This is a genomic window from Janthinobacterium sp. ROICE36 (assembly GCF_002869965.1).
Classification (GTDB): domain Bacteria; phylum Pseudomonadota; class Gammaproteobacteria; order Burkholderiales; family Burkholderiaceae_D; genus Janthinobacterium.
Window position 1 is genome coordinate 1 of sequence record NZ_PEBS01000056.1, and the last position, 18644, is coordinate 18644.

Below are 18644 nucleotides of genomic sequence, written 5' to 3' on the forward strand. Positions count from 1 at the left end.
AGAGAGATCGGTTCGTTTGCCATTTACGCGTCCAAATACCGAGAGTAAACGCCTTTCTCAACGTGTTTACAAGCAATATTTCACCCTATCGTCACTCCGAGCACCTACCCTTCATGCAATCGCCCTGCGGGTCTGCATCGTGGCTTGACGCGGCAGGGCAAAGCCGCTTATACTTGTCGGCTTTCCGTTCGCTCAGGAAAAGTAAATAAGGCAGAGTCCGCATAGCAATATCGGCGGAACCACCATTTGAGCGTGTAATCTATTAGGAAGTCAACATGAAAACATTTTCCGCTAAAGGACATGAAGTCCAGCGCGATTGGTTCGTGGTTGACGCGACGGACAAAGTCCTCGGACGTGTTGCCAGCGAAGTGGCACTCCGACTGCGCGGCAAACACAAACCAGAATTTACTCCTCACGTCGATACCGGCGACTTTATCGTCGTCATCAACGCAGGCAAACTGCGTGTGACCGGTACCAAAGCTACTGAGAAAATTTACTACCGTCACTCTGGTTATCCAGGCGGCATCTACGAAACCAACTTCCAGAAAATGCAACAGCGTTTTCCAGGTCGCGCGCTTGAGAAAGCGGTCAAGGGCATGCTGCCTAAAGGCCCACTCGGCTACGCAATGATCAAGAAGCTGAAAGTGTACGCGGAAGGTTCCCATCCGCACGCTGCTCAGCAACCTAAAGCACTTGTTCTCTAAGGAACTGACATGATCGGTAATTACAATTATGGAACCGGCCGTCGCAAAAGTGCAGTGGCTCGGGTTTTTATCAAAGTTGGCACAGGCTTGATCGTTGTTAACGGCAAACCAGCAAACGAATACTTTTCGCGCGAAACAGGTCTGATGGTCATCCGTCAACCTCTGGAACTGACCGGCAATGTCGAGCGTTTCGACATCAAAGTCAACGTCCATGGCGGCGGTGAGTCGGGCCAGGCTGGTGCAGTTCGTCACGGCATCACCCGCGCTCTGATCGACTACGATGCAGCGCTGAAACCGGAACTGGCTAAAGCCGGCTTCGTTACCCGCGATGCACGTGAAGTCGAGCGTAAAAAAGTTGGTCTGCGCAAAGCACGTCGCGCAAAGCAATTCTCGAAGCGTTAATTTCTACGCTACAGCACCTTCGGGTGCTGGTCGAAAAGCCGCTGGACTTCGGTCCTGCGGCTTTTTTGCATTTCAGCGGGATGCGCCGTTGCGCTGTAAAATACGCGGAAAACCCGCAGGGGTAGCGTTTCCCCTCATCTTTATGCAATCTATACACAAGGAAAGAACATGATCAAAGTTGGCATCGTCGGCGGCACTGGATACACGGGCGTGGAATTGCTGCGCTTGCTGGCAACCCATCCAGATGTCGAGTTGACGGCGATTACCTCGCGCAAGGAAGATGGCTTGCCCGTTGCTGACATGTATCCTTCTCTGCGTGGCCACGTAAAACTGGCGTTTTCCTCGCCGGACAAGGCGAATCTGGCACAGTGCGACGTGGTTTTCTTTGCCACGCCACACGGCGTTGCCATGGCGCAAGCCCCAGCCTTGTTGGCCGCCGGCGTGAAAGTCATCGACCTGGCCGCCGACTTCCGCCTGAAAGACCAGGCCAAGTTCGAGCAGTGGTACAAGATTGCCCACACGGCGCCCGAGTTGATCGAGCAAGCCGTGTACGGCTTGCCGGAACTGAACCGCGAAGATATTAAGAAAGCCAGCCTGATCGCCAACCCCGGTTGCTATCCGACCACCATGCAGCTGGGCTTTTACCCGCTGCTCAAGGCCGGCCTGGTCAACGCGGGTGGCTTGATCGCCGACTGCAAGTCGGGCGTGTCGGGCGCCGGCCGCAAGGCGGAAATCGGCATCCTGTTCTCGGAAAGCAGCGACAGTTTTAAAGCCTATGGCGTGGCAGGCCACCGCCACCTGCCGGAAACGACGGCGCAACTGCAGCGCTTCACGGATGACAAAGTGGCGCTGACCTTTACGCCGCACCTGGTGCCGATGATCCGCGGCATGCATTCGACCCTGTACGCGCAGCTGAACAAGGATGTCAGCAATGAAGAATTGCAATCTTTGTTCGAAGAGCAATACAAAGATGAGCCTTTCGTCGACGTGATGCCATTCGGCTCGCACCCGGAAACGCGCTCCACGCGTGGCTCGAACATGCTGCGCCTGGCCCTGCACCGCCCTGAAGGCGGCAATACCGTCATCGTGCTGGTGGTGCAGGACAATCTGGTCAAGGGCGCCTCGGGCCAGGCCGTGCAGTGCATGAACTTGATGTTTGGCTTGAAAGAAACGGCCGGTTTGCAACACATCGCCCTGCTGCCGTAAAAATAGGCAGCCGTGCTTGCACAGGTCCGACGAATTTTTGCCGGACCTGTGCTAAATTGGACTGCCACCTACCCCGACAGGATGACGTTCATGTTCGAGCGCAACGCGAAAAATCCCATCGACACCCTGATCGGCGCCTCCACGCGGATCGAGGGCGACTTGCTGTTTTGCGGCGGCTTGCGCATCGATGGTCATGTGCGCGGCAATGTCACGGGCGAAGCGGGCGAGCCCACGTATGTGGTGCTGGGTGAGGCGGGCCGCATCGATGGCGAAGTGCGCTGCTCCAGCCTGGTTGTCAGCGGCGAGATCAATGGCCCCGTGTATGTGTCCGAAATGCTTGAAATCCAGCCGAAAGCCCGCATTGTAGGAGAGGTCTATTACAAGGTGCTGGAAATGCACAGCGGCGCCTTGGTGCAAGGCAAGCTCAGTCGCCACGACAGCGCCGACCCCGTGCTGCACCTGGCCGTGTCGGAAATGTGAGCAGGAACAACACCGTCCAGCCGCATCAGCGGCGGTCGCAGCGCGAGTTGCGGCAACAGTCTATAATGAGTTAATGTTTTCTAGTAGGAGTGTCCGATATGAATGCCGTCGCTGAAATGCAAGATGTGATCCCTTCACCCATTATCTTTACCGATAGCGCCGCTGAAAAAGTCGCGCAGCTGATCGAAGAAGAAGGCAATCCCGACCTGAAATTGCGCGTTTTCGTGCAGGGTGGCGGCTGTTCCGGCTTCCAGTATGGCTTCACCTTCGACGAAATCGTCAATGAAGATGACACCACCATGGTCAAGAATGGCGTCCAGCTGTTGATCGATTCCATGAGCTACCAGTACCTGGTCGGCGCGGAAATCGATTACAAGGATGACCTGGAAGGCGCGCAGTTCGTGATTAAAAACCCAACGGCTACTTCTACCTGCGGTTGCGGTTCGTCCTTCTCCGTTTAAGTAGTCAACGGAGCAAGTAAGAAAATAGCGGATCGATGATCCGCTATTTGTGTTTCTACATCTGCTCAACGGGGATACAGCGCCCCCAGTACCCGTAAGCCCTGCGCACCTGTCACGGCGGGCAAGTTGCCCGGTTTGCGCTGCGTGAAGCGCCAGGCCAGCCAGGCGAACGCCAGCGCCTCGACCTGGCTGGGCGCCACGCCCAGCGCTTCCGTCGATGCCACCGCCATGCCCGGCAGTTCGCGCGCCAGCGCCGCCATCAGGCTGGCGTTCTGCGCGCCGCCGCCACACACATACACGTTTTCCGCCTGCGCCCCGTCGCGCGCAATGGCATGCGCCAGGCTGGCGGCCGTCAGTTGCGTCAGGGTCGCCTGCACGTCGGCCGGCCGGGCGGCTGGATGCCTGGCCAGCTTGCCTTGCAGCCAGTCGGCATGGAACAGGTCGCGTCCCGTGCTTTTCGGCGCCGGCAAGTCAAAATACGGTTCATTGAGCAATTCTGCCAGCAGGGCAGGGATGACCTTGCCCGTGGCGGCCCAGGCACCGTTGGCGTCATACGGCTGGCCCAGGTGCTGCAAGACCCAGCCATCCATCAGCGCATTGCCGGGGCCCGTGTCGTAGCCCGTCACCGTGCCGTCCGCATGCAGCACGCTGATATTGCTGATGCCGCCGATATTGGCCAGCACACGCGTGTGGCCGGGGAGATTGAAAATGGCTTGGTGGAAGGCCGGCACCAGCGGCGCGCCCTGGCCGCCGGCCGCCACGTCGCGGCTGCGCAAGTCGGCGATGACATCGATGCCCGTCAGTTCGGCCAGCAAGGCCGGGTTGTTCAACTGGCGCGTAAAGCCCAGCTCGGGGCGGTGGCGGATGGTCTGGCCATGTGCGGCGATGGCAACGATGGCGTCCGGGCCGATGCCCGCGTTACGCAATAGCATGGCGACGCAGTCGGCGTAGTGGCGCACGAGTTGATTGGCCGCCAGCGCCTCGCGTTCGATTTCATTCTGGCCGGCACTTTGCAGTGCCATCAGGTCGGCGCGCAGGCTGGCGGGAAAGGCAATATAGGCGTCGCCCAGGCTGCGTGCGCTGCCATCGTCGGAAAAATCGACCAGCGCGCCGTCGACGCCATCGAGGCTGGTGCCCGACATCAAACCGATATACAGCATGGGTGTTTCCTTGAATGCGTAAGTGATGGATGCATTGTGCCGCATTTTCCTGCGCACATAAAACAAAGGCACCGGCCATCTGCATGGGCGGTGCCTTTGTTCGTTGCCCGAGGGCAGTATTGCTTAGCGTGAAGCCAGTGCCGTGTCGTTAGGACGCAGCAGGGTGAAGCGGTGCATCATGTCAGCCGATACCATGCGGAAGCGACCCAGCTCGGCGGCCGTCAATGGCGCTTGGGCTTGGACGTTCAGCTTGCTTGGATCTTGTGCCACGCCGCCGACGCGGAATTCATAGTGCAAATGGGCGCCCGTGGACCAGCCGGTGGTGCCGACGTAGCCGATCACATCGCCCTGGCTCACTTTTTGACCTTTTTTCAAGCCCGAAGCGAAGCGGCTCATGTGGGCGTAGGCGGTGCTGTAATTGGCCCAGTGTTTCAACACAACAACATTGCCGTAGCCATTTTGGCTGCCGACGGTATCGACCACGCCGTCGCCCGAGGCGCGGATAGGGGTGCCCGTTGCTGCAGCGAAATCGATGCCCTTGTGCGCTTTCCAGTTGCCGGAAATCGGGTGCACGCGCATGGAGAAGCCGGACGAGATGCGGGAGAATTCGAGGGGGGATTTCAGGAAGGCTTTTTTGAGGGACTTGCCGTCGAAACTGTAGTAGCCGCCGCCTTGCTTGCTGGCTGGGTCTTCGAACCAAACGGACTGGTAAGTCGTGCCGCGGTTGGTGAATTCACCGGCCAGGATGCGGCCCGCTCGGAAAAATTCGCCATCTTGCCAGAATGTTTCGTAGACAACATTAAACGCGTCGCCGCGTTTCAGGTCGGAGCGGAAGTCGATATTGGTGGAGAACATTTCCACGATTTGCGCGGAAATCGAGTCTGGCAGGCGGGTGCCGTCCAGGCTGGAATCGGTGGCGGCGAACAGGGTGGAAGTAATCTTGCGCGCGTGCATTTCAACGCGGCGTTCCAGCTGGGCGGCCACTTCCGTGGCCACGAACTTGTCGCCCTTGCGGGTGATCAGGATGTTCTTGACGGATTTGTCGCTGCCATCGACCAAGGTGGCGCGCATCCAGTTGAGCTCGCCGTTTTCGGACGTTTGCGCTTGCACGCGCTTGCCCGATTTCAGCAGCATCACGCCGCGCGCGATCTTGTCGGTCTTGATGAAATTGGCGGCCGCCGTATCATCCACGCCGAGACGGGTCAGCAGGGTGGCGAGGGTATCGCCGGCGCGGACTTTTTCTTCGTGGGTGAAATTCTGGTTTACCTGTTCCATCGCGGAAATTTGCGAGGCGAGATCAGGCATTTCCAGGTTCTGGGCGATAGACGTGACCGGCAAGTCGGATGCGTCGGGTGCCATGGGAGACACAGCGACAGCGCCGAAGGCGGCAACGGCGAGCAGCACTGCGGACGCGCCGATTATGCGTGCCTTGCGTGTCGTCGTCAGCTGTGTGTACAAGCGTGAGCCTGTGATTTTATGTATAGGGTTCATGCAATCAGTTAAAATTTGCCCTTGAACGTGACCTGAACTAATGCTCTTTGTTATTGTTATTTTGGTTCGTTTTCATACGGCAAGATTGATGGGATCGAGCATTATAGCAAACTCCGCAAACCTACTACCATTTTGAGATCTACAGTCAAATTTTATGGAAATCAACACCACCGCATCGCCTGCAAAGGCTAACGCCGCTCAGACCGCACTTCCGCTGTCGGACAGAGTACAAGAAGCCCTCGCGATTACCAAGCGTGGCGTCGACGAACTCTTGATCGAAAGCGAATTTGCGCAAAAATTAGCACGCTCCGAGAAAACCGGTGTTCCACTGCGCATCAAACTGGGCCTGGACCCGACTGCACCCGACTTGCATCTGGGCCACACTGTCGTGCTGAACAAGATGCGCCAGTTGCAAAACCTGGGCCATCAAGTCATTTTCCTCATCGGCGACTTCACTTCCATGATCGGCGACCCTTCGGGCCGCAACATCACGCGCCCGCCTTTGACCCGCGAACAGATCGAGATTAACGCGATGACGTATTTCGCGCAAGCATCTTTGGTGTTGGACGCCAGCAAGACTGAAATTCGCTATAACTCCGAGTGGTGCGATCCGCTGGGCGCGCGCGGCATCATCGAGCTCGCTTCCCATTACACGGTGGCGCGCATGATCGAGCGCGACGACTTCACCAAGCGCTTCCAGGGCGGCATTCCTATTTCTGTACATGAATTCCTGTACCCGCTGATGCAGGGCTACGACTCGGTGGCCCTGAAATCGGACCTGGAACTGGGCGGCACGGACCAGAAGTTCAACCTGCTGGTGGGCCGCGAACTGCAAAAACAGTACGGACAGGAGCAGCAGTGTATTTTGACCATGCCGCTGCTGGAAGGTTTGGATGGTGTAGAAAAAATGTCCAAGTCGAAGAATAACTACATCGGCATCACGGAAGCGGGCAACACCATGTTCGCCAAGCTGATGAGCATTTCCGACGTCATGATGTGGCGCTACTACGAGCTGCTGTCGTGGCGCTCGATCGCCGAACTGGCGCAGCTGAAGAGCGAAGTGGAAGGCGGGCGCAATCCGCGCGATGCCAAGGTTGCCCTGGCGCAAGAAATCGTCGCCCGTTTCCATTCGCAGCAGGCGGCGGAAGATGCGCTGGCCGACTTCGTCAACCGTTCGAAGGGCGGTATTCCCGATGATATTCCCGAAGTGAGCCTGGCTGGCGCGCCGCTGGGCATCCCGCAATTGCTCAAGCAAGCTGGCCTGTGCCCATCCACGTCGGAAGCCATGCGCATGATCGAGCAAGGCGGCGTGCGCATCGACGGCAGCGTCATCAGCGACAAGGCGCTGCAAGTGGCGGCAGGCCAGTTCGTGTTGCAAGTTGGCAAGCGTAAATTTGCGCGCGTCACCCTGGCGGCATGATCGCGCTGCTGCAAAGAGTTACGCAGGCGAAAGTCGATGTCGGCGCTGCCACCATCGGCGCCATCGACGCCGGCCTGATGGTGCTCGTGTGTGCGGAGCGGGGCGATACGCAGAAGGAAGCGGACGCCCTGTTGAGCAAATTGCTCGGCTATCGCGTCTTTGCCGACGAGGCGGGCAAGATGAACCGCAGCGTGACGGATGTGGCCGGTGGCTTGCTGCTGGTGCCCCAGTTCACCCTGGCGGCCGACACCAAGTCCGGCACGCGCCCGTCGTTCACGCCGGCGGCCGCGCCGCAGGACGGCTTGCGCCTGTTCACGCATTTCGTGGAACAGGCGCGCCACCGCCATGCGAGCGTGCAAACGGGGCAGTTCGGCGCGGACATGCAGGTGTCCCTCACGAACGACGGGCCCGTGACCTTCTGGCTGCAAGTCAGTGCCAAATGAGTGCAAAGCAATCAATATAATGATAATGGGGAGCAAGCGATGAAATTGTGGAGCGAGACGTTTCGTGATGGCGGCCTGATGCCGGCCGAGAATGCGTTTGCCGAGATCGATCCGGCCAGCCGCGTGCGCCTCGCCGGTAACCGCAATCCCCATCTGGCCTGGGACGAGGTGCCGAACGGCACCGAGTCGCTGGCCCTGTTCTGCATCGACCCTGATGCGCCGCAAGACGCCAGCCTGGCCAACCGCGATGAGCAGGCCCTGCCGCTGACGGCGCCGCGCGGCGATTTTTATCACTGGAGCTTGCTCGACTTGCCGCCGGCGCAGCGTTCCATTGCCGCCGGGGAATTTTCCAGCGGCATCACGCCGCGCGGCAAGCCTGCTGGTACTGTGTTGCGCCAGGGCCTCAACGACTACACGGGCTGGTTTGCCGCCGATCCTGACATGGCCGGCGATTATTACGGCTATGATGGTCCGTGCCCGCCGTGGAATGACGAGCGCATCCACCATTACATTTTTCGCCTGTATGCGCTCGACATGCCGCGCCTGGCCTTGGCCGAGCGTTTTACGGGGCAGCAAGCCCATGCTGCCCTGTACGGCCACATCCTCGACGAAGCCCAACTCGTCGTTGCCTATTCGCTCAAGCCCGAGCTGGCACTTACCCTGAAGAAATAAAGCATGAGTACCACGATCTTACTGATACGCCATGGCGAAACGGCCTGGAATGCGGGTCGCCGCCTGCAGGGGCATATCGACATCGCCCTGAACGAGGCGGGCCTGGCGCAAGCGGGGGCGCTGGGGCAGGCGCTGGCGGATGAGCCGCTGGCCGCCATCATCGCCAGCGATCTGCAACGCGCGCAGCAGACGGCGCAAGCTGTGGCTGTTGTGAAAGACTTGCCCGTGCAGACCGATCCCTTGCTGCGCGAGCGCTGCTATGGCGCCTTCGAAGGCTTGCTGTATGCCGATATTGCCGCGCGCTATCCGCACGAGTATGCGCAATGGCAAGCGCGGCAGATCGATGCCGTGATGCCGTCCGGCGAGCGCCAAGCCGAAAGTTTCCGCCAGTTCTATGCACGCGCGAACGGCGCCATCGCCCGCTGGGCCGAACGCCATGACGGCCAGACGATTGCCATCGTGGCGCACGGCGGCGTGCTCGAATGCGCCTATCGCGAAGCGGTCGGCATGACGCTCGACAGTCCGCGCGACTTCCAGGTGAAAAATGCCAGTGTCAACCGTTTTTCGTATGCGGACGGCAAGCTGCATTTAGTGCACTGGGGAAATATCGAACATCTGAGCGCGCCCGCGATGGACGAGCTGGGCTAAGCGGCCCCATCGTCACTCTGAGGCACTGATCGAAAAAATAGTGCTTATTAATTAGGCAGGGTATCGGTTAAAATAGCAGGTTCCTCCGTCCATTCCAGGTTCTTCAGTGCAAATCGGCCCTCACATTCTGCGCAACAACGTTTTCGTCGCTCCCATGGCGGGCGTGACGGATCGGCCTTTCCGCCAGTTGTGCAAGCAGCTGGGTGCCGGCTATGCCGTGTCGGAGATGGCGGCGTCGAATCCGCGCCTGTGGGCGACGGAAAAAAGCACGCGCCGCACGGACCACGAAGGCGAAATGGAGCCGAAAGCCGTGCAGATCGCCGGTGCCGATCCGCAAGACCTGGCCGATTGTGCCAAGTTCAACGTGGACCGGGGCGCGCAGATCATCGACATCAACATGGGTTGCCCCGTGAAGAAGGTGTGCAACAGCTGGTGCGGTTCGGCCCTGCTGCAAAACGAAAGCCTGGTCGAAAAGATCTTGCATGCCGTCGTCAATGCCGTCGACGTGCCCGTCACCCTGAAATTTCGCACGGGCTGGAACCGCGAAAACAAGAATGCCCTGAACATCGCCCGCATCGCCGAGCAGGCTGGCATCCAGATGCTGACCTTGCACGGCCGCACGCGCGCCGATGGCTACAAGGGCGATGCCGAATATGAAACGATTGCCGCCGTGAAAGCTTCGGTGGGCATCCCCGTGGTGGCCAATGGCGACATTAGCAGCCCGGAAAAGGCCCGTTTTGTGCTCGATCAAACGGGTGCCGATGCCGTCATGATCGGTCGCGCGGCGCAGGGCCGGCCGTGGATTTGCCGCGAGATCGACCATTTTTTGCGCACCGGTACCTTGTTGCCGGCGCCGTACGTGGATGAAGTGCGTACCCTGATGGATGAGCATTTGCGCGCCCATTACGCGTTTTATGGCGAATTTCTGGGCGTGCGCACGGCGCGCAAGCACATCGGCTGGTATGTGAAAGACCTGGAAGGCGGCGAAGCGTTCCGACAGCAAATGAATGTGCTGGAGTCGACGGATGCGCAATTGCTGGCCGTGGATCAATTTTTTGAGTCGCAATGGAAATTTGGCGAACGGTTACAATACCGCCTCTCCGAATCGAGTGAAAGTGGCCTGCTCGAGGTGATCAAATCTACGGCCACGGCAGCATGAGCAGATAGCAACAAGCAGGGTAGTCAGTTACCAGCAGTACAAGGGCGAGCGCCTATATAGAGCGTCATGCAATATTAATTACAACACCGAGGCAAGAGGGCAGCAGGCGGACCGCATGAGCGGCGCGGCAGCGGATTGCCAGGTGTTCAGCCGGTTGAAGCATACAAATGAGCAAAGAAAGCATTCAGGAAGTCGTACAGAAAAGTCTAGAAGATTACTTCAATGACCTGGGCGAACAGCAAGCATCGAATATCTATGACATGGTCGTGCTGACCGTGGAAAAGCCCATCCTGGAAGTCGTGATGACACGCGCCGATGGCAACCAGTCGCACGCCGCGCAGATGCTGGGCATCAACCGCAATACCCTGCGCAAGAAATTGCAGGAGCACGGTTTGCTGTAATGCCGGCATGCAAGTGACGCCAAGATTTGAATCCGCCGCCGCTTCGGTCAGACGACCGAGCTGTGCCATTCGCCAAGAACACTTAACCACCTAGCCACAGCCATGATCAAACAAGCTCTCCTCTCCGTTTCCGACAAGACCGGCGTTCTCGAATTCGCCCGCGCCCTGTCCGCACTCGGCGTCAACCTCCTGTCCACCGGCGGCACCGCCAAATTGTTGGCAGACAACGGTGTTCCCGTCACGGAAGTTGCCGATTACACGGGTTTCCCGGAGATGCTCGATGGTCGTGTGAAGACCCTGCACCCGAAAGTGCATGGCGGTATCCTAGCGCGTCGCGATTTCCCTGAGCACATGTCGAAACTGGTCGAGCACGACATGCCGACCATCGACATGGTGGTGGTCAACCTGTATCCGTTCCAGGGCACGGTTGCCAAGGCCGATTGCACGCTGGAAGACGCGATTGAAAATATCGATATCGGCGGCCCGACCATGCTGCGTTCGGCAGCCAAGAACCACAAGGACGTGGTCGTCATCTGCGATCCGACCGACTACGATGCCGTGCTGGCGGAGCTGCGCTCGGCCGACGGCACGGCCGGCACGGTCAGCTACGACACCAAGTTCATGCTGGCGAAAAAAGTCTTTGCGCACACGGCGCAATACGATGGCGCCATCACCAATTACCTGACCAGCCTGGGCCCGACGAAAGTGCACGCCGAGCGCGGCGCCTATCCGCAAGTGTTGAATGTTGCATTTGAGAAAGTGCAAGACATGCGCTACGGTGAAAACCCGCACCAGAGCGCCGCCTTCTACCGCGACCTCGTCACCATCGATGGCGCGCTGGCCAACTACCGCCAGTTGCAAGGCAAGGAATTGTCGTACAACAACATCGCCGATGCCGATGCAGCCTGGGAATGCGTGAAGAGCCTGGGCGGTTTCGAGCAAAGCGCCGCCTGCGTGATCGTCAAGCACGCGAACCCATGCGGCGTCGCCCTGGGCAAGAATGCGGCCGAAGCGTACGCGCGCGCCCTGCAGACGGACCCGACTTCCGCGTTTGGCGGTATCATCGCCTTCAACACGGAACTCGACGGCGCCACCGCCGGCGAAATCGCCAAGCTGTTCGTCGAAGTGCTGATCGCCCCATCGTTCTCCGCCGAAGCGAAACAGATTCTGTCGAGCAAGCAAAACGTGCGCATGCTGGAAATCCCGCTGGGTTCCGGCGTCAATGCCATGGACTTCAAGCGCGTGGGTGGCGGCTTGCTGGTGCAATCGCCGGACGCGAAAAACGTCGGTATCGGCGACTTGCGCGTGGTCAGCAAGCTGCAGCCTACGCCGCAGCAATTGTCCGACCTGATGTTTGCCTGGAAAGTGGCGAAATTCGTCAAGTCGAACGCCATCGTCTTCTGCGGCAATAACATGACCCTGGGCGTGGGCGCTGGCCAGATGAGCCGTATCGATTCGGCCCGCATCGCTTCCATCAAGGCGCAAAACGCGGGCCTGTCGCTGACCGGTTCCGTGGTGGCGTCGGACGCCTTCTTCCCCTTCCGCGACGGCCTCGACGTCGTCGTCGATGCCGGCGCGACCTGCGTGATCCACCCGGGCGGCTCCATGCGCGACCAGGAAGTGATCGATGCAGCGGATGAGCGCGGCGTGGTGATGCTCTACACGGGCACGCGTCACTTCCGTCATTGATATGGAACAGGCTGGGATTGAACATCTCAGCCAGTAGCAACTCAGCGGCAGGCTCCGGTTATTCACCGGTGCCTGCCGTATTCATTATAGAATCTGGCGATGATTATTCTTGGCATCGATCCTGGCCTGCGCACCACCGGCTTTGGGGTCATAGAAAAACACGGCAACAAGCTGCGCTATATCGCGTCGGGGACCATCAAGACGGTTTCCGAAGGGGAATTGCCGCCGCGCCTGAAAATCATCCTGCAGGGCGTGAGCGAAATCGTCGGCACTTACGGGCCCGATTGCGCGGCCATCGAAAAAGTGTTTGTCAACGTCAATCCCCAATCGACCTTGCTGCTGGGCCAGGCGCGTGGCGCGGCCATTTGCGCCCTCGTCCATGCCGACCTGTCGGTGGCCGAATACACGGCGCTGCAAGTGAAGCAGGCTGTCACGGGCCACGGCAAGGCGGCCAAGGAGCAGGTGCAGGAGATGGTTGCCCGGCTACTATCCTTGCCCGGCTTGCCCGGCACGGATGCGGCCGACGCGCTGGGCGTGGCCATTTGCCACGCCAACAGCGTCGATGCGCTGGCCATGCTCGGCGCGCTGGCGCCGCAGCTGCAGGGCTTGCGCATGAAGCGCGGCCGGTTGGTGGGATAGCTGCATGACCCTCACATATATACACAACATTAGGAACACGCGATGATAGGCCGTCTCTCCGGTATTTTGCTTGAAAAGAATCCGCCACAATTGCTGGTCGATTGCCAGGGCGTCGGCTATGAAGTCGACGTGCCGATGAGCACGTTTTACAACTTGCCCCATGTGGGCGAAAAAGTCGTGCTGTTTACGCACCAGGCCATCCGCGAAGATGCGCACCTGCTGTTTGGCTTCGGCAATGCGGCCGAGCGGGCCGTATTCCGCCAGTTGATCAAGATCACGGGCGTGGGCGCGCGCATGGCGCTGTCCATCCTGTCCGGCATGACGATTGCCGACCTGGCGCAAGCCATTACCTTGCAGGATTCGGGCCGCCTGGTGAAAGTGCCCGGCATCGGCAAGAAGACGGCCGAGCGGTTGCTGCTGGAATTGAAAGGCAAGCTGGGGGCCGATATTGGCGCCAGCGGTGCGCATGCGGCACCGGACGCGCAATCGGACATTCTGAACGCGCTGGTCGCGCTCGGCTATTCGGACAAGGAAGCGCTGGCCGCCGTGAAGAACGTACCGGCTGGCAGCGGTGTTTCCGATGGCATCAAACTGGCGCTGAAAGCGCTGTCGAAAGGCTGATAAGGCATGAGCATCCAGACCGACAGCTTCACGGAACAGCGCATCATCGATGCGGTTCCCATCTCGCATAACGAAGAGGCCATCGAACGGGCCTTGCGCCCCAAGCAGCTCGACGAGTACGTGGGACAGGAAAAGATCCGCGACCAGCTGGAAATCTTCATCACGGCGGCGCGCCAGCGCAAGGAAGCGCTCGATCATACCTTGCTGTTCGGCCCGCCGGGCCTGGGCAAGACCACGCTGGCGCACATCATCGCGCGCGAAATGGGCGTGAATCTGCGCCAGACGTCCGGCCCCGTGCTGGAACGTCCGGGCGACCTGGCGGCGATCCTGACGAACCTGGAAGCGAACGACGTCCTGTTCATCGATGAAATCCACCGGCTGTCGCCTGTCGTCGAAGAAATTCTGTATCCGGCGCTTGAGGATTATCAAATCGATATCATGATCGGCGAAGGCCCGGCCGCCCGTTCCGTGAAGCTCGATTTGCAACCGTTCACCCTGGTCGGCGCCACCACGCGCGCCGGCATGCTGACCAACCCGCTGCGCGACCGTTTCGGCATCGTCGCGCGGCTGGAGTTTTATAACACGGGCGAATTGACGAAGATCGTCACGCGCAGCGCCGCCTTGCTGAAAGCGCCGATCGATCCGGAAGGCGCGATTGAAATCGCCCAGCGCGCCCGCGGCACGCCCCGCATTGCCAACCGCCTGTTGCGCCGCGTGCGCGATTTCGCGGAAGTCAAAAGCAATGGCGAGATCACCAAGGTGGTGGCCGACCGCGCGCTGGCGATGCTCGACGTCGATTCCGCCGGCTTCGACGTGATGGACCGCAAGCTGCTCGAAGCCGTGCTGTTCAAGTTCGGCGGCGGCCCCGTCGGCATCGGCAATTTGGCGGCAGCCATCGGCGAAGCGGCCGATACCATCGAAGACGTGCTGGAACCTTATCTGATACAGCAAGGTTTTTTGCAGCGCACGCCCCGTGGCCGCGTCGCCACACCAGCCGCCTATTTGCATTTCGGCGTCAGCGCGCCGCGCATGGGCCCGGGCGGCGAAGCGTGGGAACCGTAATGGCGGACGAGGGAAGGACGGGCATGCCGGGTATGCAAATTTGGATCGACGCCGATGCCTGCCCCGTGGTCATCAAGGAAATCCTGTACCGCGTGGCCGACCGCCTGGAGTTACCGCTCACTTTGGTGGCCAACCAGGGTTTGCGCGTGCCGCCCTCGCGGTTTATCCGCACCGTGCAAGTGCCGTCCGGCGCCGACGTGGCCGACCAGGAAATCGTGCGGCTGTTGAATCCCGGCGACCTGGTCATCACGGGCGACATTCCGCTGGCAGCGGATGTCTTGACCAAGGGCGGCTATGCCTTGAACCCGCGCGGCGAGTTTTATACGAAAGATAATATTGCCCAGCAACTGACGATGCGCGCCTTCATGGAAGAATTGCGCAGCGGCGGCGTGGACACGGGCGGCCCGGCTGCCTTCAGCCAGTCCGACCGGCAACAGTTTGCCAACAGCCTGGACCGGCATTTGAGCAAGCATCACCGCAAGCCGGCGCCAGCGCAATAAGCGGTGGACGAAAAGAACTGTGGACGAAAAAAAACCGGCGCAAGCCGGTTTTTTACGTGCGCATGCAACTTAGCGCATGACTTTTCTCGTGCCCACCACTTCTACCGTCACGCGGCGGTTCTTGGCGCGGCCGGCGGCACTCGTGTTGTCGGCCACGGGCTGCGTTTCTCCCTTGCCTTCCGTGTAGACGCGGCTCGTTTCCACGCCTTGCGCCACCAGGTAAGCCTTCACGGCTTCGGCGCGGCGCAAGGAGAGCTTCTGGTTGTAGGCATCGGAACCGACGGCATCCGTATGACCGACCGTGACGATGACTTCCAGGTCCATGCCCGTCAATTGACCGAGTAGCTGGTCCAGCGCCGCCTTGCCTTGCGGCTTGAGCGTCGATTGATCGAAATCAAACAATGCCTCCGAAGCAAACGACACTTTTTCCGCCACGGGCACCGGTGCGGGCTTGGCTTCGATCAGCGGCGCCGGCATGGCGACGACAGGGGCGGCTTCGGGCACCCGCTGGTAGGCGGGTGTGGCGCTGGCCGGGCGGCCCAGCTTGTACACGAGGCTGACGGAATACAGGTCGGCATCGCCGCGGTTGCCCACGGCGTCGTTCAAGCGATAACGCTCGACTTCGCCGCGCAGGGCCAGCGCTTCGCTGAACTTGTATTCTAGGCCCAGGCCCAGCTTGGCATTGAGCTTGCGCTCGCTGGCATGCGTGTTCGTCGAACCCAGCAGGCGATTGCCGCTGAACTCCGTATTCGTCTTGGTGTAATGCATGCCGACCCGGCCCAGCAAGGACAGCCGCTGCGACAGCGGCAGCTGGCCCAGCAAGTCCAGGTTCACGCCGCGAAAGCCCGCTTCGCCGTTGAGCACGCCATTGCCGCTGGTGGTCGATTTGAAGTCGAACTTGCCCAGGTCAAAGTAACCGCCTTCTACGGCGAAATACTGGTTCAGTTGCCGGCCGACAAACAATTTATAGCCGGTGTCGCGCTGGTCTTTGCTAAAACCGGTGACGCTTTCACCATTCGCGGCCAGGCTGGCGCGCAGGCGCGGCTCGTCGATGGTGGCGCGCGACTGGCCCACGCCCGCGCCAAGGTACCAGGCGCTGTTGGCCCAGTCGGGGTTGATGAAGGTGTTATCTTGCGCCTGCGCCGCTTGGCTTGCCAGCAAGGCGCCGGTCATCACGCTCAGGGCGCCCAGTGTGTGTGCGATCGTCATGGTTATGTCCCGATTATTTGGTGATCTGGTTGTTGCGCAAGGTAACGGCAGCGGCCGTCAGCACGCGGCCATTGAGCAGGGTCGTGTTGTCGCCCACCGTGATGGCGGCCGACTGGCCCAGGATATTGCCCTTGAAGACGCTGTTGGCGGCCAGGGTGGTCGGGCCGACGGGCAGCCAGCTGACGTTGTCGGCCGTGGCGCCATTGTTCAGGGCGACGATGGAATTGACGGTCGAATCCAGGGTCAATGCCGTGCGGAAGATGTACACGCCGGGACCGTTCAAGGTCAGAGTGCCCGTAATGCTGATGGCGCCCGCATAGCAATACACGCCGGGACCGAAGGTCTGGCCGCCCAGGTCGATGCCGCCGGCAAAGCTGACGTCGCAGGTCCGGCTATTGCCATCCGTGATCGCCGCCTGCAAATCCGTCATGGCGCCGGCCAGGATGGCACCCGACTTGTAGTTGGTAAAACCAGCCGCCTGGGTGGGATCGGTAGTTTGCGATGGCGCGCCGACGTCGCCCGTGATCAGGGTGGTGCCGCCCGAATTGTTCGTGATCGAGGTGCCGGCCAGCACGCCGAACGGTGCCGCGCGGCCCAGGATGATCGGATTGAGTACGGGCGGAATGGCGACGGCCGTGACAGTCAGCAGCGCGCTGCCCGACTGGCCGCCGGCCGTGGCGGTGATGTTGCTGGTGCCGGTGGCCACGCCCGTGGCGACGCCTGTGTTCACTACCGTGGCATTGGCGACGGTGCCCGAGGTCCAGCTGGCGCCGGCCGTGACGATGGCTTTCGAGCTGTCCGAATAGGTTGCGGTGGCAACGAATTGCTGCTGGGCACCGACAGCGATGCTGGCGGTAGCGGGCGTGACGGCGATGCTGACCAGGGTGAGGGCAGGCACGGTGACGGTGGTGCTGGCCGTCTTGCCGTTGAAGCTGACGTTCATGACGCTGCTGCCGGCAGCAAGGCCGGTGACCATGCCGCCGCTGGCGACGGTGGCCGAGGCGGGCGTGACTGAAACGAAGCTGCTGCTGGCCGTGACATTCACGCTGCTGCCATCCGAATACGTGGCAAGGACGGCCAGCTGGCGCGTCGCGGCGACGGGGACGACAGGGTTTTGCGGCATGACGGCGATAGCCAGCAAGGTCGCTGGCGTGACGGTCAGCACGGCGCTGGCGTTCTTGCCGCCAAACGCGGCAGCAATGTTCGAGGTGCCGGCTGCGATGCCGCTGCTCATGCCCGTGGCGGCATTGACGGTCGCGCTGGCCGGTGTGGCCGACGTCCAGGCCGCCTTGGCGCTGACGTCTTGCGCGGAACCGTCGCTATACGTGGCGATGGCCGTGAATTGCTGGCCGGCACCGATGGCGACCGTCGCCGTGGCGGGTGTAACAGCCAGGCTGGACAGGGTGGCGCCCGGCAAGCCGAGGATGGGATCGCGTCCCTGGTCGCCGCCGCCGCAACCGGCCAGGGCGGCCATGGCCAGCAAACCTGCCGCGACGAGCAGCGGGTGCAGATATCGTTTGAAGAGGTTCATGTAATTCCTTTGTGCATGGCAGTCACTGCCGGGCATCCGCGGATGAGGTCATCGAGCAGAGTCATGCCGCCCGTCGCTACAGGGCGATGGCGTCACTGGCATGCACTATTTCATTTAGGAAACTGGAGGTATGTGCGCTGGCGCGCTTAGCTTGCTGGCAACTGGAAATCTGTTCAAAAGAGAATGATTCGGCCTGAAAAACAACGGCCTTCTGCGAGATGATGACGTAAAAAAGCCGGCGCAGGGCCGGCTTCGACAGGGCAGGACGTGTGCCGATTACTCTTCGCGCACCCATGTCTGCGAGCGGCCAAACATCGGCACGCCGATATAGCCGCGCACTTGCAGCTTGCTGCCGCCTTCCGTCAGTTCGGCCTTGCTCTTGTAGGTCTTGCCATTGGCCGGGTCCGTGATTTCGCCGCCCGTCCATTCCTTGCCGTCATATTTCAGGCCGGACAGGATCACCAGGCCGATGATGGGCTGGTCCTTGTTGGCGCCCGTGCACTTGTCGCACTTGGGGTTTTGATCTTCATTCGGGCCACGGAACAGCTTGTCGATCTTGCCTTGCAAGACGCCGTTGTTTTCCGTGATGACGACGAGCGACTTCGGCTTGCCGGTGGCGTCGTCGATGGTTTTCCACGTGCCCACGGGGGTGTGGTTATCGTCGCGCGCGCTGGCGCTGCCGGCGATGGCCAGGGCGGCCACCATGATGCTTGCTGTGACGCTTGCTTTGAATATTGTCTGCATTG

The 18644-nt window shown here is 60.5% G+C and carries 21 protein-coding genes; 16 read left to right on the forward strand and 5 right to left on the reverse strand.

Annotation, left to right across the window (positions count from 1 at the left end):
• The first annotated feature begins 275 nt into the window (after positions 1-275).
• From rplM to erpA, 5 genes are all read left to right on the forward strand, one after another.
• Complete coding sequence (gene rplM / locus CSZ94_RS20200) at positions 276-704, forward strand: 50S ribosomal protein L13 (RefSeq protein WP_010393282.1); 429 nt, start codon at positions 276-278, stop codon at positions 702-704.
• A 9-nt stretch (positions 705-713) separates the two neighbouring features.
• On the forward strand, positions 714-1106 hold the full coding sequence (gene rpsI, locus CSZ94_RS20205; protein ID WP_010393285.1) for a 30S ribosomal protein S9: 393 nt from the start codon (positions 714-716) through the stop codon (positions 1104-1106).
• Between the two features lie 168 nt (positions 1107-1274).
• Entirely contained in the window at positions 1275-2312 is a 1038-nt protein-coding gene (gene argC, locus CSZ94_RS20210) for an N-acetyl-gamma-glutamyl-phosphate reductase (protein WP_102123169.1), read from the forward strand.
• A 90-nt stretch (positions 2313-2402) separates the two neighbouring features.
• Positions 2403-2792 carry a bactofilin family protein gene (locus CSZ94_RS20215; protein WP_102123170.1) on the forward strand — a complete coding sequence of 130 codons (390 nt, stop codon included), beginning with the start codon at positions 2403-2405 and terminating at the stop codon, positions 2790-2792.
• 98 nt (positions 2793-2890) lie between these two features.
• On the forward strand, positions 2891-3253 hold the full coding sequence (erpA, locus tag CSZ94_RS20220; protein WP_029496047.1) for an iron-sulfur cluster insertion protein ErpA: 363 nt from the start codon (positions 2891-2893) through the stop codon (positions 3251-3253).
• A 65-nt stretch (positions 3254-3318) separates the two neighbouring features.
• Here erpA and CSZ94_RS20225 read toward each other — a convergent pair whose 3' ends face one another.
• Positions 3319-4413 (reverse strand): anhydro-N-acetylmuramic acid kinase, encoded by a 1095-nt coding sequence (locus tag CSZ94_RS20225; RefSeq protein WP_102123171.1) that lies wholly within the window; start codon positions 4411-4413, stop codon positions 3319-3321.
• A 123-nt stretch (positions 4414-4536) separates the two neighbouring features.
• Positions 4537-5904 carry a M23 family metallopeptidase gene (locus CSZ94_RS20230; RefSeq protein WP_102123172.1) on the reverse strand — a complete coding sequence of 456 codons (1368 nt, stop codon included), beginning with the start codon at positions 5902-5904 and terminating at the stop codon, positions 4537-4539.
• A gap of 154 nt (positions 5905-6058) precedes the next feature.
• On the opposite strand from CSZ94_RS20230, the gene tyrS reads away from it, so the two are divergent.
• The 11 genes from tyrS to CSZ94_RS20285 all read left to right on the forward strand — a co-directional run bounded on the left by tyrS (position 6059) and on the right by CSZ94_RS20285 (position 15158).
• Positions 6059-7324, forward strand: coding sequence for a tyrosine--tRNA ligase (gene tyrS / locus CSZ94_RS20235; RefSeq protein ID WP_102123173.1), 1266 nt, complete (start codon positions 6059-6061; stop codon positions 7322-7324).
• Positions 7321-7767: a D-aminoacyl-tRNA deacylase gene (gene dtd, locus CSZ94_RS20240; RefSeq protein WP_102123174.1), complete on the forward strand. Its 447-nt coding sequence runs from the start codon at positions 7321-7323 to the stop codon at positions 7765-7767. Before tyrS ends, dtd begins: the two co-directional genes overlap by 4 nt.
• A 39-nt stretch (positions 7768-7806) precedes the next feature.
• Positions 7807-8439 carry a YbhB/YbcL family Raf kinase inhibitor-like protein gene (locus CSZ94_RS20245; RefSeq protein ID WP_102123175.1) on the forward strand — a complete coding sequence of 211 codons (633 nt, stop codon included), beginning with the start codon at positions 7807-7809 and terminating at the stop codon, positions 8437-8439.
• A gap of 3 nt (positions 8440-8442) precedes the next feature.
• Positions 8443-9087 (forward strand): histidine phosphatase family protein, encoded by a 645-nt coding sequence (locus CSZ94_RS20250; protein WP_102123176.1) that lies wholly within the window; start codon positions 8443-8445, stop codon positions 9085-9087.
• 106 nt (positions 9088-9193) lie between these two features.
• Entirely contained in the window at positions 9194-10246 is a 1053-nt protein-coding gene (dusB, locus tag CSZ94_RS20255) for a tRNA dihydrouridine synthase DusB (RefSeq protein ID WP_102123177.1), read from the forward strand.
• Positions 10247-10413: 167 nt separating this feature from the next.
• Entirely contained in the window at positions 10414-10647 is a 234-nt protein-coding gene (locus tag CSZ94_RS20260; protein WP_008445162.1) for a helix-turn-helix domain-containing protein, read from the forward strand.
• A 102-nt stretch (positions 10648-10749) separates the two neighbouring features.
• The gene (purH, locus tag CSZ94_RS20265; protein WP_102123178.1) at positions 10750-12336 is read left to right on the forward strand and encodes a bifunctional phosphoribosylaminoimidazolecarboxamide formyltransferase/IMP cyclohydrolase; all 1587 of its coding nucleotides are present in this window, start codon (positions 10750-10752) and stop codon (positions 12334-12336) included.
• A 99-nt stretch (positions 12337-12435) separates the two neighbouring features.
• Complete coding sequence (gene ruvC / locus CSZ94_RS20270; protein WP_102123179.1) at positions 12436-12975, forward strand: crossover junction endodeoxyribonuclease RuvC; 540 nt, start codon at positions 12436-12438, stop codon at positions 12973-12975.
• A gap of 42 nt (positions 12976-13017) precedes the next feature.
• Entirely contained in the window at positions 13018-13596 is a 579-nt protein-coding gene (ruvA, locus tag CSZ94_RS20275) for a Holliday junction branch migration protein RuvA (protein WP_102123180.1), read from the forward strand.
• A 6-nt stretch (positions 13597-13602) separates the two neighbouring features.
• A complete protein-coding gene (gene ruvB, locus CSZ94_RS20280; protein ID WP_102123181.1) occupies positions 13603-14658 on the forward strand; it encodes a Holliday junction branch migration DNA helicase RuvB in 1056 nt (351 codons plus the stop codon).
• 32 nt (positions 14659-14690) lie between these two features.
• The gene (locus tag CSZ94_RS20285; RefSeq protein WP_102123182.1) at positions 14691-15158 is read left to right on the forward strand and encodes a YaiI/YqxD family protein; all 468 of its coding nucleotides are present in this window, start codon (positions 14691-14693) and stop codon (positions 15156-15158) included.
• Between the two features lie 69 nt (positions 15159-15227).
• Here the strand turns inward: CSZ94_RS20285 and CSZ94_RS20290 are convergent, their stop codons facing one another.
• From CSZ94_RS20290 to CSZ94_RS20300, 3 genes are all read right to left on the reverse strand, one after another.
• A complete protein-coding gene (locus tag CSZ94_RS20290; protein ID WP_102123183.1) occupies positions 15228-16367 on the reverse strand; it encodes an OmpA family protein in 1140 nt (379 codons plus the stop codon).
• Positions 16368-16380: 13 nt separating this feature from the next.
• On the reverse strand, positions 16381-17898 hold the full coding sequence (locus tag CSZ94_RS20295; protein ID WP_102123184.1) for an ice-binding family protein: 1518 nt from the start codon (positions 17896-17898) through the stop codon (positions 16381-16383).
• A gap of 276 nt (positions 17899-18174) precedes the next feature.
• Positions 18175-18642: a DUF2147 domain-containing protein gene (locus CSZ94_RS20300; protein ID WP_102123185.1), complete on the reverse strand. Its 468-nt coding sequence runs from the start codon at positions 18640-18642 to the stop codon at positions 18175-18177.
• Positions 18643-18644: the final 2 nt, after the last annotated feature.